11 protein-coding genes are annotated in these 15519 nt (G+C 73.2%); 2 read left to right on the top strand and 9 right to left on the bottom strand.

What is annotated here, in order from left to right; translation table 11 throughout:
• The 4 genes from F9B16_RS53155 to F9B16_RS41185 form a co-directional block, all read right to left on the bottom strand.
• Positions 1-233 (bottom strand): hypothetical protein (locus tag F9B16_RS53155; RefSeq protein WP_225992396.1); only part of this gene is annotated, 233 nt, incomplete at its 3' end.
• Positions 234-1694: 1461 nt separating this feature from the next.
• Positions 1695-2510: an ABC transporter permease gene (locus F9B16_RS41195; RefSeq protein WP_225992395.1), complete on the bottom strand. Its 816-nt coding sequence runs from the start codon at positions 2508-2510 to the stop codon at positions 1695-1697.
• Positions 2511-2596: 86 nt separating this feature from the next.
• Complete coding sequence (locus tag F9B16_RS41190) at positions 2597-5101, bottom strand: alpha/beta fold hydrolase (RefSeq protein WP_151545696.1); 2505 nt, start codon at positions 5099-5101, stop codon at positions 2597-2599.
• Between the two features lie 167 nt (positions 5102-5268).
• Positions 5269-5880, bottom strand: a complete 612-nt coding sequence (locus tag F9B16_RS41185; protein WP_151545695.1) for a TetR/AcrR family transcriptional regulator — start codon at positions 5878-5880, stop codon at positions 5269-5271.
• 119 nt (positions 5881-5999) lie between these two features.
• On the opposite strand from F9B16_RS41185, the gene F9B16_RS53940 reads away from it, so the two are divergent.
• Positions 6000-8645 carry an MFS transporter gene (locus tag F9B16_RS53940; RefSeq protein ID WP_151545694.1) on the top strand — a complete coding sequence of 882 codons (2646 nt, stop codon included), beginning with the start codon at positions 6000-6002 and terminating at the stop codon, positions 8643-8645.
• An 80-nt stretch (positions 8646-8725) separates the two neighbouring features.
• On the top strand, positions 8726-9553 hold the full coding sequence (locus tag F9B16_RS41175) for a YceI family protein (protein ID WP_151545693.1): 828 nt from the start codon (positions 8726-8728) through the stop codon (positions 9551-9553).
• Here the strand turns inward: F9B16_RS41175 and F9B16_RS41170 are convergent.
• From F9B16_RS41170 to F9B16_RS54290, 5 genes are all read right to left on the bottom strand, one after another.
• On the bottom strand, positions 9550-10518 hold the full coding sequence (locus F9B16_RS41170) for a LysR family transcriptional regulator (protein ID WP_151545692.1): 969 nt from the start codon (positions 10516-10518) through the stop codon (positions 9550-9552). The genes F9B16_RS41175 and F9B16_RS41170 overlap by 4 nt on opposite strands.
• A gap of 49 nt (positions 10519-10567) precedes the next feature.
• A complete protein-coding gene (locus F9B16_RS41165) occupies positions 10568-11743 on the bottom strand; it encodes a SecDF P1 head subdomain-containing protein (RefSeq protein WP_151545691.1) in 1176 nt (391 codons plus the stop codon).
• A gap of 202 nt (positions 11744-11945) precedes the next feature.
• The gene (locus F9B16_RS41160; protein ID WP_192809237.1) at positions 11946-13016 is read right to left on the bottom strand and encodes a 2-oxoacid:ferredoxin oxidoreductase subunit beta; all 1071 of its coding nucleotides are present in this window, start codon (positions 13014-13016) and stop codon (positions 11946-11948) included.
• A gap of 19 nt (positions 13017-13035) precedes the next feature.
• Complete coding sequence (locus F9B16_RS41155) at positions 13036-14877, bottom strand: 2-oxoacid:acceptor oxidoreductase subunit alpha (RefSeq protein WP_151545690.1); 1842 nt, start codon at positions 14875-14877, stop codon at positions 13036-13038.
• 332 nt (positions 14878-15209) lie between these two features.
• Positions 15210-15347, bottom strand: coding sequence for a putative leader peptide (locus F9B16_RS54290; RefSeq protein WP_404800562.1), 138 nt, complete (start codon positions 15345-15347; stop codon positions 15210-15212).
• Positions 15348-15519: the final 172 nt, after the last annotated feature.

Here is a 15519-nt window from a genome sequence, read left to right as displayed (position 1 = left end):
TGCGCTGCCGTTCGCATGCGCTGCCGTTCGCATGCGCTGCCGTTCGCATGCGCTGCCGTTCGCATGCGCTGCCGTTCGCATGCGCTGCCGTTCGCATGCGCTGCCGTTCGCATGCGCTGCCGTTCGCATGCGCTGTCGTCCGCGATGCGCTGCGGTTCGCGCTGCGCCACCTGGTGCGTTGCGGTTCGTGGTGCTTTGCGGTTCGTGGTGCTTTGTGGTTCGCGCTGCGCCACCGTGGTGCGCTCTCGTCCGCGGTGCGCTGCTGTGGGGCGCTGCCGTCCGCATCTGTGTCGCCCTCCCGATGCGCTGTCGTCCGCGCCCGGCCGTGCTTGCCGTCCGCGCCCGGCCTCCGCCGACGGCGGCTGCCGTCTAATGCCCGTTGCGTTCCGTGGTGGGGTGCGCCGCCACCGGGGGCGCTGCCGCCCGTTGCGTGTTGCGGCCCGCCGTCGTGTGCCGTCCGTCCTCGTGTGCCGTCCACGTCGTGTGCCGCGCTGTCATGCGCCGTCTGATGTGCGCTGCCGTCCGGGCGCGTGACGTCGTTCGGCGCGTGTCGCGGTGTGCCGTCGTTTGCGGTGCAGAGTCGTTTGGCGCGTGCTGTTGCGTGACACGCAGGCTGGCCGCTCGGCGACCCGCCCAGCGCACGGGCATGTGTGTCGCCGCGACGTCTTCAGCGCGCCGAGCCGCACCACCTGGGAGTTCGTGGGCGACCTCTCGGCGGGCCTGCTCGGCTTGCCCAGCCCTGACCGCCGTCCAGCCTTTGGCCGCCGCTCCAGCCTTGGCCGCTGCCCCAGCCACCCGGTCAGCCGCGCATACGGTCGTCCGCGTGCCGTCGTCGTCCGCGTGCCGTCGTCGTCCGCGTGCCGTCGTCGTCCGCGTGCCGTCGTCGTCCGCGTGCCGTCGTGCGGCGTGTGTCGTTGTGCGGCGTGTGCTGTTGTGCGGCTTGGTTTGCTGCGTGCGGCGTCTGTTGGTTGGCGTGGGCCGTTGCGGGGCGCGGTTTGAGGTTGTGAGGGAGCTTGGCCGCGGGTTGGGCGGGTGGAGGTGAGTTGTCAGCTGGGCGGGGCGGGTGGCCTGGGCAGGCGCGCGGCGGCGTTGTTGTGGCGCTTGGGCGCGGAAGAGCGGAGGCCTGGCGGGTAGCCCAGGGAGGGCTTGTGGGTAGCTCAGTCGGCTACGTGGTGGTTGCAGGCTTCGCTTTGTGGCGCGGCGGTGGGGCCAGGTGGTGTGCGTCCGGCGGGGTTGGGTGGATGGCCGGAGGCGGTGGTGGTGCGAGTGTGTTGCGATGAGGTGTGGCGTCGGCGGTGGACGCGGGGTGGCGCTGGGTTCGGTGGTGGGTGTGGGGTGGGGCTGGGGTCGGTGGTGGTGGCGTGTGGGGTCAGTACGGCAGGAGGCGGCCTGAGGGGGTCCTCAGGTCCGGCGGGCTCGGTTGACGTGGGGGCTTGGGGCGCTTGATGAGCTGCTGCCGTGCCATGTTGATCATCTCCCCCGTCGGGCCGGGTTTAACCCGTCGATCGAGCCGATGTCACCTGCACTTCATACGACGCGGGCGCCGAAGGCGAGGTTCAGCGAGCTTATGCGACATCCTCTGCCGGTTCGACCGTTTTTCGGGAAGGGAGGTCGACCTGACGTGGTCATGTGGTCACGTTCGGTGGCGGCCGAAAGTGGTCGGGGGAGATCGTTTCGCGTGCGGTATCGGCGGGTCAGGACACGATGTCGCGGGTCTGGAAGCGGCGGAACGCGAGGGCGAGGAGGACGGCGGCGTAGGCGACGGAGATGGCCGCGCCCTTGGCCATGCCGGTCCACTGGATCTGCGGCTGGAGGGCGTCCATCCACGAGTACATCCAGTGCGTCGGCAGGAAGTCGCGCCAGGAGCCGAGGGCGGTCACGGCGTCCAGGATGTTGCTCACGATGACGAGGCCGACGGCACCGCCGACCGCGCCGAGCGGGGAGTCGGTGACGACCGACAGGAGGAACGCCAGGGCGGCGACGACGAGCTGGGCGACGAGCGAGTAGCCGATGACGATCGCCATGCGGCCGAGGGCGGTCGAGGTGGGGACGGTGCCGCCCGTGGGAAGTTCGACGTCCGCCCATCCGAACGCGGCGGTGCCCGCGACCAGCGACATGAGCGGGAGCGTCAGGACCGCGGCGACCGAGTAGGCGAGGGCGACGATCAGTTTCTGGCGGAGGAGGCGGGCGCGCGGGACGGGGGCGGCGAGCAGGTAGCGCAGCGACGACCAGCCGGCCTCGCTCGCCACCGTGTCGCCGCAGAACAGCGCGACGGCGACGACGAGGAGGAAGCCCGTCGAGACGAACAGGGCGAACAGCGTGAAGTTCAGGGCGCCGGCGGTGGCGACGTCCACCAGGCCCGGGACGCCGTTGCCGGACGGCGAGCCGCCGATCATGAACGCGCCGACCAGCACCCAGGGCAGGACGAGGAGGATGCCGAAGGCGACGAGCGTGCGGCGCCGGCGGAACTGGCGGATCGCCTCGACGCGCAGCGGGAGGGTGCGCCGCACGCGGTATCCGCCTTCGGTCGCCGGCCGGCCGCCGGAGACCGGCCCGGCCGCGGGCGCTTCGCCTGCCTTCGGCTCTTTGGACGTCGTCATGTCGTGGTCTCGCGGGCCGTCATGGGGTTCTCTCCGATGATCTCCAGGAAGGCGTCCTCGAGGCGGCGGCCGGAGCCGACGATGTCGGCGACGGGTCCGGCGGCGACGCGGCGGCCGCCGGCCATGACGACGGCGTGCGTGCAGGTCTGCTCGACCTCGGCGAGCAGGTGGCTGGAGACGATCACGGTGCGGCCGGCGGCGGCGTACCGGACGAGGACCTCGCGCATCTCGCGGATCTGCGGCGGGTCGAGCCCGTTGGTGGGTTCGTCGAGGACGAGCAGGTCGGGCAGCCCGAGCATCGCCTGCGCGATGGCGAGGCGCTGCCGCATGCCCTGCGAGTAGGTGCGGACGGCGCGGTCGAGGGCGGGTCCGAGGCCGGCGATCGCGAGGGCCTCGTCCATGTGCGCCTCGTCGGCGGGCCGTCCGGTGGCGCGCCAGTAGAGGTCGAGGTTGTCGCGTCCGGACAGGTGCGGCAGGAACCCGGGGCCCTCGACGAAGGAGCCGAGGCGGGCGAGGACGGGGGCGCCGGGGGTGACACGGTGGCCGAAGATGCGGATCTCGCCGGCGTCGGGGTGGATGAGGCCCATCAGCATGCGGAGGGTGGTGGTCTTGCCCGCGCCGTTCGGGCCGAGGAGGCCGAGTACCTGACCCTTCTCGACGCGGAACGACAGGTCGGCGACCGCGAGGTGGCCGTTCCTGTACGCCTTGGTGAGCCCGGTGATCTCCAGCGGGACGTCCGTGTCGCGTTCGCGGGGGCGGGCGCGGCGGACGCCGAGGAGCAGCGCGGCGGCGACGGCGAGGCCGGCCAGCGGCAGGATCCACACCCAGGTGGGGATCGGTGCGGGCGCCGTGACCAGGGACGGGTCGGTCGGGACGGTCAGCCCGGACACGGCGCGCACCTGGTAGGCGGCGGGCTGCGGCGGTGTCGCGAAGCCCATGTCGGTGGTGGCGATGACGAGGCGGAGGCGGTGGCCGCGGTCGAACCGGTGGTCCATCGCGGGCAGGGTGACGGTGACGTCGCCGCCGGTCACCCGGAAGGGCGCGGCGATGCGCCGGGCGGGGGCGGCGGGGCCGTCCGGCGGTACGTCGTAGAGCTTGGCGAAGAGCGGGCCGCCCTCGCCGGTGGCGCCGTTCTCCGCCACGTGGAGCCGGACGGTGGCGGCGCCGGTGAGGCGGAGGGAGTGGTCGAGCGGACGGGTGTCGAACGTGGCGGTCTGTCCGGGCATGTCGGCGGGGAGGCCGCCGCCCGCGGCGCCGAGAGAGCCGAGCGAGCCCAGCGCGCCGAGCCCGGGGAGTGCGGAGACGGCCGCGGGGGAACCGCCGGCGGGGTTGTGGATCGTCTGCTCCGCCCCGTCCAGCGGGAGGTGCTGCGGGTCGCCGGACAGGCCCGGATACGTGCGGGCCTTCGCCTCCTGCACGACGACCTTCTGGGTGGAGGAGTCGAGGCCGCCCGCGCGGGTCACCGTGAAGCGGGTGCCGGACGCCGTGCCGTGCCGGAGCCGCGCGTCGAAGAAGTCGCGGACGAGCCCGCGCACGCGGCCGGTCTCCGGGTCGCCGCCGTCGTGCCCGCCCTGGTACCAGACGACGGAGACGGGCGCGCCGTTGCGGGCGATGGCGCGCGCGTTCGCGTCGGCCTGGTCGAGCGGGAACAGCGAGTCGGACTGTCCCTGGACGAGCAGGGTCGGCACCTTGATCCGGTCGGTGACGGAGGCGGGGCTCGATCGTCGCAGCGTCGCGATGGCGTCTTCGGTGGGCGCGCCCTGCTCGGCGACCTTCTGGTACATCGCGCAGAGGGACGGCAGGAACCGTCCGCAGCCGGCGCCGCGGGAGCCGCTGGTGAAGAAGACGCCGGCCCAGAGCTTCTTGAACACGCCCTTGCCGGCGCCCGCGCCGGCGGCGTCGGGGAACAGGACGTCCGGCAGGCTGTTCCAGGTGATCTCCGGCGCGATGGCGTCGACGCGCCGGTCGTAGGCGGCGGTCATCAGCGCGATCGCGCCGCCGTAGGACTCGCCGGTCATCCCGACGCGCGGGTCGCCGGGCCCGTCGAGCTGCACGTCCGGCCGTTTCGCCAGCCAGTCGATGAGCTGGCGGGCGTCCTTCACCTCGTAGTCGGGGGAGTCGAGGGCGATCTGCCCGGTGGACGCGCCGAACCCGCGGGCCGTCCAGGTCAGGACGGCGTAGCCGGCGCGGGCCAGGGCGCGCGCGTCGCCCGCGACGTCGTGCTTGTCGCCGCCGAACCCGTGCCCCAGCATGATCGCCGGCGCCTTCGCGCGCCCGACCGGCTTGTAGAAGGTGGTGTCGAGCGTCACGCGCTGGTCGTCGTGCGGGCCGTCGACGACCTGGACGCGCTGGTCGACGGTGCGCACGCGGGGCGGCTCGCCGGCGGCGGCGCCCCAGACGGCGGCGCCGGCGGCCAGCGCCACGGCGGACCCGGCGGCGGTCCAGCGCGCCGCACGGCCCGTCCTGCCCCATCGCGCCCGGATCGCGCCCCCCACCGTCATGTCAGCAGCCTATGTGCGGCCCCGCCGCGGGCCGCTCCACCCTCGCGCCGATCTTCACTGCGCCCGCCGCCGTACGACCCGCGCCGCCGTTACATCCCCCGGCGTACCGGACGGATCGGCGCTGGGGCGTGGGCGGCGCCAGGTCGCGCGGCGGGGTTCGGGCGTGTCTAGGCGGAGCCGGGCCGGTCCGGGGAGCAGGGGGAGAGGGCCGCGGTGAACATGGCGGTGAGGCGGTCGGTGAGCTCCGCCGGGTCGGCGCTGCGCAGGTCGTTGAGGCCGAGCAGGCGGCGGACGGGCCCGCCGCCCATGATGATCGTGGACGCGAGCAGCGCGCGGGCGCGCGGGTTCGGGCCGTCGAGCTGGCCGACGAGCGGCTCGACGATCACCTCTTCGAGGTAGCCGAGCAGGGCCTGCCTGACCTCGGGGCTGCCGGCGGAGCGGTCGATCATCCGGGTCATCGGGGTCGGCGGGTGCTGCGCGATCTGCCGGACGAAGTGCTCGGCGAGCCGGCGGGGCAGCCCGGCGGGGTCGCCGGCGATGACGCCGCGCAGCGCGGACTCGCCGGCGAGGACCTCGCCGAACAGCGCGGCCTTCGAGCCGAAGTACCGGTTGACCAGGGCGGTGTTGGCGTCGGCGGCGGAGGCGATCATGCGGACGGTGACGCCGTCGTAGCCGTGCTCGCCGAACAGGTCGCGCGCGGCGTCCAGGATGCGGCGCCGGGTCGCCTCCCGGTCGCGTTTGCGGTGTTCGCGCTGCTCGGCCTGCTCGACGCCCGTCATCGAATCCCGACCCGTCCCCGTGTGGATCACCGAATCGCCCCAGTATCCCCCGAGTTGCAAGTAAACAAGCGTGTACATAGCATATATGCAAAACACAGGTAATTACGTTCCATGGGGGCATGGTGGCTCAAGCGAGCGTGGCGGCGTCGGCGGGGCCGGTGGCGCCAGAGCAAGCGAGACCGCAGTACACGCACCGCCAGATCCTGGAGATCCTCTCCGGCCTGATGATGGCGCTGCTGACGTCGATGATCTCGTCCACGGTGGTCAGCACGGCCCTGCCGACCATCGTCGGGGACCTCGGCGGCCAGGACCAGCTGTCCTGGGTGGCCAGCGCCACGCTGCTGACGATGACGGCCTCGACCCCGCTGTGGGGCAAGGTCTCCGACATCATCGGCCGCAAGCTCTCCTTCCAGACCGCGCTCCTGATCTTCGTGGTCGCGTCCGTGGCGGGCGGGCTGTCCCAGAACATCGGCATGCTGATCGCGGCCCGCGCCGTCCAGGGCCTCGGCGCCGGCGGACTGTCCGCGCTGGCGCAGGTCATCCTCGGCGACATCGTCGAGCCCCGGCAGCGCGGCCGCTACTCCGGGTACATCGGCGCCGTGTTCGGCGTCGCCACCGTCGCCGGCCCCCTGCTCGGCGGGTTCATCGTCGACGCCGACGGGCTCGGCTGGCGCTGGTGCTTCTACGTCTGCGTCCCGCTCGCCGTCATCGCCTTCGCGGTGATCCAGAAGGTGCTCAAGCTGCCGAAGGTGAAGCGCGACACCCGGATCGACATCATGGGCGCGTTCACCATCACCGGCGCCGCGACCGCGCTGATGCTGCTGCTGTCCATGGGCGGCAACCAGTTCGAGTGGGCCTCCGACTGGACGTACGCGCTCGGCGGGATCACGGTCCTGCTGGTGGTCGCGGCGGTGTTCGCCGAGCGCGCCGCGCGGCAGCCGATCCTGCCGCCCCGGCTGTTCCGCAACCCGACGTTCGTGCTGTCCTCGCTCGGCTCGCTCTGCGTCGGCATGGCGATGTTCGGCGTCATGATCTACATGCCGCAGTACCTGCAGATCGTCAAGGGACTGAGCCCCACCGCGTCCGGCCTGATGACGCTGCCGCTGGTGGTCGGCATGCTGATCGCCTCCATCGGGTCCGGCCAGCTCGTCACCCGGACCGGCAGGTACAAGATCTACCCGGTGATCGGCCTGATCTGCGTGGGCGGCGGGCTGTACCTGCTGTCCCGGCTGCACGTCGACTCGTCCAAGGTGGAGATCGGCGGGGACGTTGCGCTGCTCGGCGTCGGGCTCGGCCTCACCATGCAGATCCTGATCCTCGCCGCGCAGAACGCCGCGAAGATGGAGGACCTGGCGTCCACCACGTCCGGTGTCTCGTTCTTCCGCAACCTCGGCGGCGCGGTCGGCGTCGCCGCGTTCGGCGCGATCCTCAACAACCAGCTGCCCGGCGAGATCGCCAAGGGGCTGCGCAAGGCGCACATCGCGATGCCGAAGGGCGGCGGTTCGCTCGGCACCCCCGACCAGGTGCACCATCTGCCGGAGCCGTTCAAGTCGATCGTGCTCACGGCGTTCACCGAGTCGCTGGAGAAGGTGTTCCTGTTCGGCGTGCCGGTGGCGGTCGTCGGCCTCATCACGGTGATCGCGATGAAGGAGCTGCCGCTGCGCGGCAAGGCCGGCACCGGCAGGGGCGCCCGGCAGGACGCGGCGGCCGCGCCGGTGGACGTCCCGCCGGCCGCGCCGGTGGCCCCCAACGGCGCCGGCACGGCCGTCGGCCGGCACGCCCGCGGACACGAGCAGGCCGTCGCGGAGCAGCAGCTGGCGTCGGTCGGGGCAGGTGCGGTTCCCAAGGAGATGTCGATGAACGAAATGCCCGCGAACGGCCTGCCGTCCAACGGCGCGGCCGCGGCTCCCGGCGGGTCCCCGGCGGCCGACCCGGCCGCGCAGGCCCGGCTCCTCGCGCAGCAGAACGCGTTCGCGCAGGACGGCCTCATGCCGCAGGGCCGGGGCGGCGTCCCCGTCCGCGGCGTGGTCCGGGCCGGCGACGGCGCGCCCGTCCCGTCCGCCGCGCTGACGCTGATCGGGGTGGACGGGCACCAGCTCGGCCGCGCGATCACGCAGGACGACGGCCGGTACGCGCTGCCGACCCCCGGCCCCGGCACCTACGTGCTGATCGCCGCGACCGGCGAGCACGAGCCGCAGGCCGCGACCCTCGTCGTCGGCGACCGGCCGGTCGACTTCGACCTGATGCTGGCCGGCAACGGCGGCCTCGGCGGGACGGTCCGCAGCGCCGACGGCAGCCCGATCGCGAACGCGATGGTCGTCGTCACCGACGTGCGCGGCGAGGTCGTCGGCACCGGCCGCACCGACGCGTCCGGCCAGTACGCCTTCAAGGACGTCGTGAGCGGCGCGTACACGCTCGCCGTCAGCGCCGCCGCGCACCGCCCGGTCGCGCTGCCGGTCGAGGTCGCGGGCGGCGGGCAGACCCGGCTGGACGTCGAGATGCCGGCGGGCGCCCGGGTCCGCGGAACGGTCCGCAACGAGGCCGGCGAGCCGGTCGGCGACGCCCGCGTCACGCTGGTCGACGCGGCCGGCAACGTCGTCGCGATGGCGATCACCGGCCCGGACGGGGAGTACGCGTTCACCGACCTGACCGGCGGCCAGTACACCGTGATCGCGTCCGGCTACCCGCCGGTCGCGACCGGGCTGTCGCTGGCCGGCGGCGGCCTGGACGACCACGACCTGAAGCTCGGCTACCCCGACGAGTAGGGCCGATCCCGGGGCCGCCCGACCGGGCGGCCCCGGCCGACGCAAGCACACGAGCCACGGAACGGAAGTGCGGGTCGTTGATGGATGACAGGCGCGGTCTGCGCGGATCGGTGCGGACCAAGGACGGCTGGGCGGTGCGGCACGCCATCGTCACGGTCACGGACCTGGCGGGCCGGCAGGTCGCGCGGGAGCAGACCGGGGAGGACGGCGTGCTCGCCGCCGGTCCGCTGCCCGCCGGCACCTACACGGTGATCGTCACGGCGATGGGGTTCCAGCCGGCCGCGTCGACGCTGATCGTGCACGGCTCCGGCGCCGCGGACCTCGGCACGCTGGTGCTGGCCCGCGCGGGCGGCACCGAGCTGCCGCCGCCCGGCCCGTGGACGATCGACCCGGCGCACTCCAACGTCGGCGCGGTCGCGCAGCACCTCGGGCTGTCCAGCGTGCGCGGCCGGTTCGCCGCGTTCGAGGGGAGCGTCGAGATCGCCGAGCCGGTGGAGGCGTCCCGGGTGACGGCCCGGATCGAGGCGGCGTCCATCGACACCGGCAACAAGCTCCGCGACGACCACCTGCGCTCGGCGGACTTCCTGAACGTCGACGAGCACCCGGTGATCACCTACGAGGGCGAGGGCCTGACCGCGGCTGGCCCGGACCGCTGGACGGTCCACGGCCGCCTCACCCTCAACGGGATCACCCAGCCCGTCGACCTCGACATGCTGTTCCTCGGCAGCGGCGGCGACCCGTGGGGCGGGACGCGCGCCGCGTTCCGCGCGACCGCGGAGCTGCGCCGCACCGACTTCGCGATCCGCTACAACCAGATCCTGGAGGCGGGGATCGCGATGGTCGGAGAGAGCCTCAAGGTCGAGCTGGAGATCCAGGCCGTCCAGGGGACCGAACTCCCGCAGGCCTAACCCGGGCGGGGAACGGGGCGCCGGACGGGGCGGGCGTCCAGCTCGGTGGCCGGGAGCCAGTGCACGGCGGGGTCGTACTCCAGCCAGCCGTGCTCCCGCGCCGCCGCCGCGAACTCCGCGAGCAGCGACCGCAGCACCGGATGCTGCTCGCGGGCCCGCCAGATCAGCGACCACGAGTACAGCGGGACGGGCTCGGTCAGCGGCACCGACCGGACGTCCGCGGGCACCGCCACGTCCGCCGGCAGCAGCGACACGTGCCGGGGCTCCTCGCGCAGATGGTCGAGGAAGTAGTCCAGCCCCAGGTTGACCCCGCCGAACTCGCCGGACAGCCCGAACTCGGCGAGGAACCGGTCGAGGAAGTCGAGCTTCCCGATCTCGGCGGGGAACCACACCGTCGTCCCGCCCAGGTCGGCGGGGCGCAGCGCCTCCGCGCCCGCCAGCGGATGCGCCTCGCCCATCACCACCGCCATCGGCGCCAGCCGCACCAGCCGGTGCGCCAGCCCGTCCGGCAGCGGCTCGTCCAGGGCGTGGACGCGGCCGAAGCCCACGTCGCCGTCGCCGCGCCGCAGCGCCGTGACGACCTCGGACAGGCCGCGCTTCAGGTTCGGCTCGATCGGCAGGTCGGGACGGCGCGCCACGACCCGGCGGATCGTCCGCATCGGGTCGAACAGGTGGCCCCACACGTCCAGGCGCAGCGGCCGGTCGTCGCGGCGCGCCGCCATGATCGCGTCGTCCGCCGCCGCGAGCGCGCGCCGCGCCGGCTCCAGGAACCGCTCGCCCGCCGCCGTCAGCCGCACCGAATGCCCGGTGCGGTCGAACAGCCGCACGCCGAGGACGTCCTCCAGCCGCGCGACCCGCTTCGACAGCGCCTGCTGGGTGAGGAACAGCTCGCCCGCCGCGCGCCCGAAATGCAGGTGCTCGGCGGTCGCGACGAACGCCCGTACCTGCGCGAGATCCAGGTCCACGCCGTCCAGCCTGCCCGACGACCGCCGGACGGGCCAAAGCGCGGGCCGGTCAGCGTCCCTTGAGCTCGCGGACGAGGGTCTTCGCGGCGGCCCGGGTCGGCGAGCCGGTCACCACGACCTTCCCGTCCCGGATCGGCATGTCGACGCGCGGCAGGGTGACCAGCCGGTCGCGGACCACGAACGCCAGGTCGCGGCCCACGGTCGCGCCGGTCAGCCGCGCGAACGCGTGCCGGTCCACGGGACGCAGCGTGAGCGCCACGTCGTAGCCGGAGGACGTCCCGCGCGACTTCTGCACCCGCAGGTCGGCGACCTTGTGGATCGCGATGCCCTGCGCGAGCCGGTAGCACGTCACGCCGGTGGCGGCCTGCCCCGTGATCCCCGGAGTCCCGGCCGGGCACTGCCCCGGCGTCGCCTGCGTCACCGGGTACACGTGCAGCGGCGCGGCCAGCGTCACCGGCTGCGTCCGCATCGACGACGCGATCATGCCGCCGGTCACCGCGACCGCGGCGATCAGCAGCCCGAGCGTCAGCACCATGATGACCAGCGCGGACCGGTGCTGGTCGGCGGCCCGGACCGGCTCCGGGACGGGCCGTTCCCGGTACTCCAGGCCCTGGCGGCGCGCGGCGCGGCTGCGCTTGGTCTCGGCCGCCGCGCGGCGCCGCTGCTCGGCGCGGGCCCGGCGCCGCCGGTCCGCCTCCGGGACCTCGGGCGTCTGCAGCAGGGCCGTCGTCCGTTCCGGACCGCGCACCGGCTCCGTTTCGGCCCGTTCGTGCAGCGAGAACCCCACCGCCCGCGCCGGGCCTGGCGGCTGCGCCTTCGGCCCCGCCTCCGGCTCAGGGATCAGCGTGGGACCGGGCACCGGCTCGGTCGGCGCCCGCCCGAGGTCGTCCTGCCCGAGCGCCTCAGCGGGCGACGGCACCGCCCCACCCCGCCCGAACGGCACGGGCTCGCCGTGTCCCGGCGCGCCCCGCCCCGGCGGCAGCCCCCGCTCCGGTGAGACGGACGGCATCGGTGCCGTGGCGCCTTCAGGCCGCGCGCCCTGCTCAGGCGCCGCGTCCGTCGGGGCCTGCTCGGGCGGGGCGGACTGCTCGGACGGGGAGAGGAGCGGGGTGGGCGGGGGCGGCCAGGTGAGCGGGCGGTCCGGGGTGGCCGCCGGGGGCGGGGGCGGCGGGGCGGTGTCCTCGGCCTGCCGACGACCCTTGTTGCGGCGCGGAACGACCCGCATCGTCACCTCCCCGGGCTGACAAGATCTCCGACAGTCTTTCAGGATGAGACGGTGTCCCGCATCGTGTCACGGCCGAACCCGGCCAACGATCGCCGAATGCTCATCCCGTGATGAACACTGCCCCGTCCGCGCGGTTCCAAAGCGCGGAAAGCCCGTCCCCGCGCGCATGCGGGGACGGGCTTTCCGGAACGCGGACGGCGCCTTAGTCGATGCGCCAGGTGTCGCCGCCGGCGAGGAGCGCGGCGAGGTCGCCCGCGCCCTGCGTCTCGACGGCCTCCTCGACCTGGGCGCGCATCAGCTCGTCGTACGACGGGCGGTCGACGTTGCGGAAGATGCCGATCGGCGTGTGCTCGAACGCCGGCTGGTCGAGCCGCGACAGCGCGAACGCCATCGACGGGTCGGGGTTGCGGGCGTCGTGCACCGCGATGTCCGACGCGGGGACGTCGGCGACGTTCACCACCTCGAACGAGCCCGACGGCGTCCGGCGCAGGGCCTTCTGCCGGTCGGCGCCGAAGACGATCGGCTCGCCGTCCTCGAGGCGGATCGTGATGTCGTCGCGGACGGCGGCGTCCTTCAGCGGGTCGAACGCGCCGTCGTTGAAGATGTTGCAGTTCTGGTAGATCTCGACCAGCGCGGTGCCGCGGTGCTCGGCGGCGGCGCGCAGCACCGACTGCAGGTGCTTGCGGTCGGAGTCGATGGTGCGGGCGACGAAGCTGCCCTCCGCGCCGATCGCCAGCGACAGCGGGTTGAACGGCGCGTCCAGCGAGCCCATCGGCGTCGACTTGGTGATCTTGCCGGTCTCGGAGGTGGGCGAGTACTGGCCCTTGGTCAGCCCGTAGATCCGGTTGTTGAACAGCAGGATCTTCAGGTTGACGTTGCGGCGCAGCGCGTGGATCAGGTGGTTGCCGCCGATGGACAGCGAGTCGCCGTCACCGGTGACGACCCACACCGACAGGTCGGGGCGGGACGTGGCGAGGCCCGTCGCGATCGCGGGCGCGCGGCCGTGGATCGAGTGGAACCCGTAGGTGTTCATGTAGTACGGGAACCGGGACGAGCAGCCGATGCCGGAGATGAACGTGATGTTCTCGCGGCGCAGCCCGAGCTCGGGCAGGAAGGACTGGACCGCCGCGAGGATCGCGTAGTCACCGCACCCGGGGCACCAGCGCACCTCCTGGTCGGTCTTGAAGTCCTTCATCGTCTGCTTCGCGTCGGTCTTGGGGACCAGGGAGAGCAGGCTGCGGCCGTTCCCGTTCCCGTTTCCGTTCCCGTTCACGGCGCCGTTTCCGTTGGTGTCACTCACTGTCGATCACTTCCTGGATGACGTCCTGCAGCTCCTCCGCCTTGAACGGCAGGCCCCGGACCTGGTTGTAGCCGATCACGTCGATCAGCAGCCGCCCGCGCAGCAGCATCGACAGCTGGCCGAGGTTGATCTCCGGGACGACGACCTTGTCGTAGGAGCGCAGCACCTCCGGCAGGTTCGCGGGGAACGGGTTGAGGTGCCGCAGGTGCGCCTGCGCGACGTCGCGGCCCTCCGCCCGGACGCGCCGGACCGCCGCGGAGATCGCGCCGTAGGTGCCGCCCCAGCCCATCACAAGGACGCGCGCCTGGCCGGACGGGTCGTCGACCGCGAGCGGCGCGATGTCGTTCGCGATGCCGTCGACCTTCGCCTGGCGGAGCCGGACCATCGTGTCGTGGTTGGCCGGGTCGTAGGAGATGTTGCCGGTGACGTCGGCCTTCTCCAGGCCGCCGATCCGGTGCTCCAGCCCGGCGGTGCCCGGGACCGCCCACGGGCGGGCCAGGGTCTCCGGGTCGCGCCGGAACGGCTCGAACGCCTCCTCGGACGGGGCCGCGAAGTTCGGCTCGATCTTCGGCAGCGCCGCCACGTCCGGCAGCTTCCACGGCTCGGAGCCGTTCGCGAGGTAGCCGTCGGACAGCAGGATGACGGGGGTCCGGTACTTCACCGCGATGCGGGCCGCCTCCAGCGCCGCGTCGAAGCAGTCCGAGGGGGACTGCGGCGCGATGACCGGGACGGGCGCCTCGCCGTTGCGGCCGTACATGGCCTGCATCAGGTCGGCCTGCTCGGTCTTGGTCGGCATGCCGGTGGACGGCCCGGCCCGCTGCACGTCGATGACCAGCAGCGGCAGCTCCGTCGCGACGGCCAGGCCGATCGTCTCGCTCTTCAGCGCGATGCCGGGGCCGGACGTGGTGGTGACGCCGAGCGACCCGCCGAACGAGGCGCCGAGCGCCGCGCCCACCGCGGCGATCTCGTCCTCGGCCTGGAACGTCCGGACGCCGAACCGCTTGTGCTTGGACAGCTCGTGCAGGATGTCGGACGCCGGGGTGATCGGGTAGGAGCCGAGGTAGACGGGCAGGCCGCTCTGCACGCCCGCGGCGACGATGCCGAGGGACAGCGCCGCGTTGCCGGTGATGTTGCGGTACAGGCCGGCGTCGTGCTCGGCCGGCTTGACCTCGTACTGCACCGAGAACGCCTCGGTGGTCTCGCCGTAGCTCCAGCCCGCCTGGAACGCGGCGATGTTCGCCTTCATGATCTCGGGCTTCTTGGCGAACTTGCGCTCGAGGAAGCCGACCGTCCCCTCGGTGGGCCGGTGGTAGAGCCACGACAGGAGCCCGAGCGCGAACATGTTCTTCGCGCGCTCGGCGTCCTTCTTGGAGATGTCGTAGCCCTCCAGGGCCGTCACCGTCATCGAGGTGAGCGGCAGCGCGTGCACCCGGTACTCGTCGAGCGAGCCGTCCTCGACGGGGCTGGCGGCGTAGCCGACCTTGGCGAGGTTGCGCTTGGTGAACTCGTCGGTGTTGACGATCAGGTCCGCCCCGCGGGGCAGGTCCCCGAGGTTGGCCTTGAGGGCGGCCGGGTTCATCGCGACCAGCACGTCGGGCGCGTCGCCCGGCGTGAGGATGTCGTGGTCGGCGAAGTGCAACTGGAAACTGGACACGCCGGGGAGGGTCCCGGCGGGGGCGCGGATCTCGGCCGGGAAGTTCGGCAGGGTCGACAAGTCGTTGCCGAACGCCGCCGTCTCCTGGGTGAAGCGGTCGCCGGTCAACTGCATCCCGTCACCGGAGTCCCCGGCGAAGCGGATGATGACGCGGTCGAGCTGCTGGACCTGTTTGGTCACAGAGGAAGACCTCCTCGACGCGCAGCACCCGTCCTGGGGGAGGCACCCAGGATCGTGATGCTACTAAGGCTTACCTTCATGGTATGTCCGGGATGGAATGCTGGTCTCGGGGATCGGGCCGCTCAGCGGTACGGCGGCGCCCGGCGTGCGGCCCGGTGCCGTTCGCCGTTCGCTCTCCGCTGGTGGTGGCCGTGGTCTGAGAGGCGCAGACCGCGGCCGTCGCTCCGCCCGTCATGTGCGACATCCCGCCGTCAGGGAGGTCATGACCCCGTACATCAAGGGTTATCACCTCGGGTGGGAGATCACGCGTCCCGGCCGGATTCGGGCAGGTCCTAACCGGTGCTACGAGCCGGACGGGTCCCCGGGTTCACCGCTGAACACAGGGCGCTGGCCAGCCGGCACAGGTCGACGTGCAGCCGCCTGACCAGCCTGGCGGGATGGGCCGGGGAGCCGTCGCTCCCCGAGGGCACGGAGTTCACAGCCCGCAGTGTAGACAGGCTGAATTTCGTTCTGTTCAACCGGCCCCCGCGCCCTCGGCGGGGGGTTCACGGCCGGGCGGTGCCGCCCGTCCCGGCCGCGCGGGGCCCGGTGGGGGCGCCGGTCCTCGCCGGCGCGCCGGTCCTCGCCGGCGCGCCGCTCGCG

Origin of the sequence: Actinomadura montaniterrae, assembly GCF_008923365.1 — a bacterium.
GTDB lineage: Bacteria > Actinomycetota > Actinomycetes > Streptosporangiales > Streptosporangiaceae > Spirillospora > Spirillospora montaniterrae.
The sequence above is the reverse complement of the archived record's forward strand: the minus strand, read 5'-3'. Positions and strand labels throughout refer to the sequence as shown.

What these genes read in the sequence shown, in the direction of transcription:
- F9B16_RS41175 (WP_151545693.1), top strand. Translation starts at nt 8,726, where the DNA reads ATGGATGACAGGCGCGGTCTGCGCGGATCGGTGCGGACCAAGGACGGC.
- F9B16_RS41185 (WP_151545695.1), bottom strand. Translation starts at nt 5,880, where the DNA reads ATGACGGGCGTCGAGCAGGCCGAGCAGCGCGAACACCGCAAACGCGAC.
- F9B16_RS41165 (WP_151545691.1), bottom strand. Translation starts at nt 11,743, where the DNA reads ATGCGGGTCGTTCCGCGCCGCAACAAGGGTCGTCGGCAGGCCGAGGAC.
- F9B16_RS41190 (WP_151545696.1), bottom strand. Translation starts at nt 5,101, where the DNA reads ATGACGGTGGGGGGCGCGATCCGGGCGCGATGGGGCAGGACGGGCCGT.
- F9B16_RS53940 (WP_151545694.1), top strand. Translation starts at nt 6,000, where the DNA reads ATGGTGGCTCAAGCGAGCGTGGCGGCGTCGGCGGGGCCGGTGGCGCCA.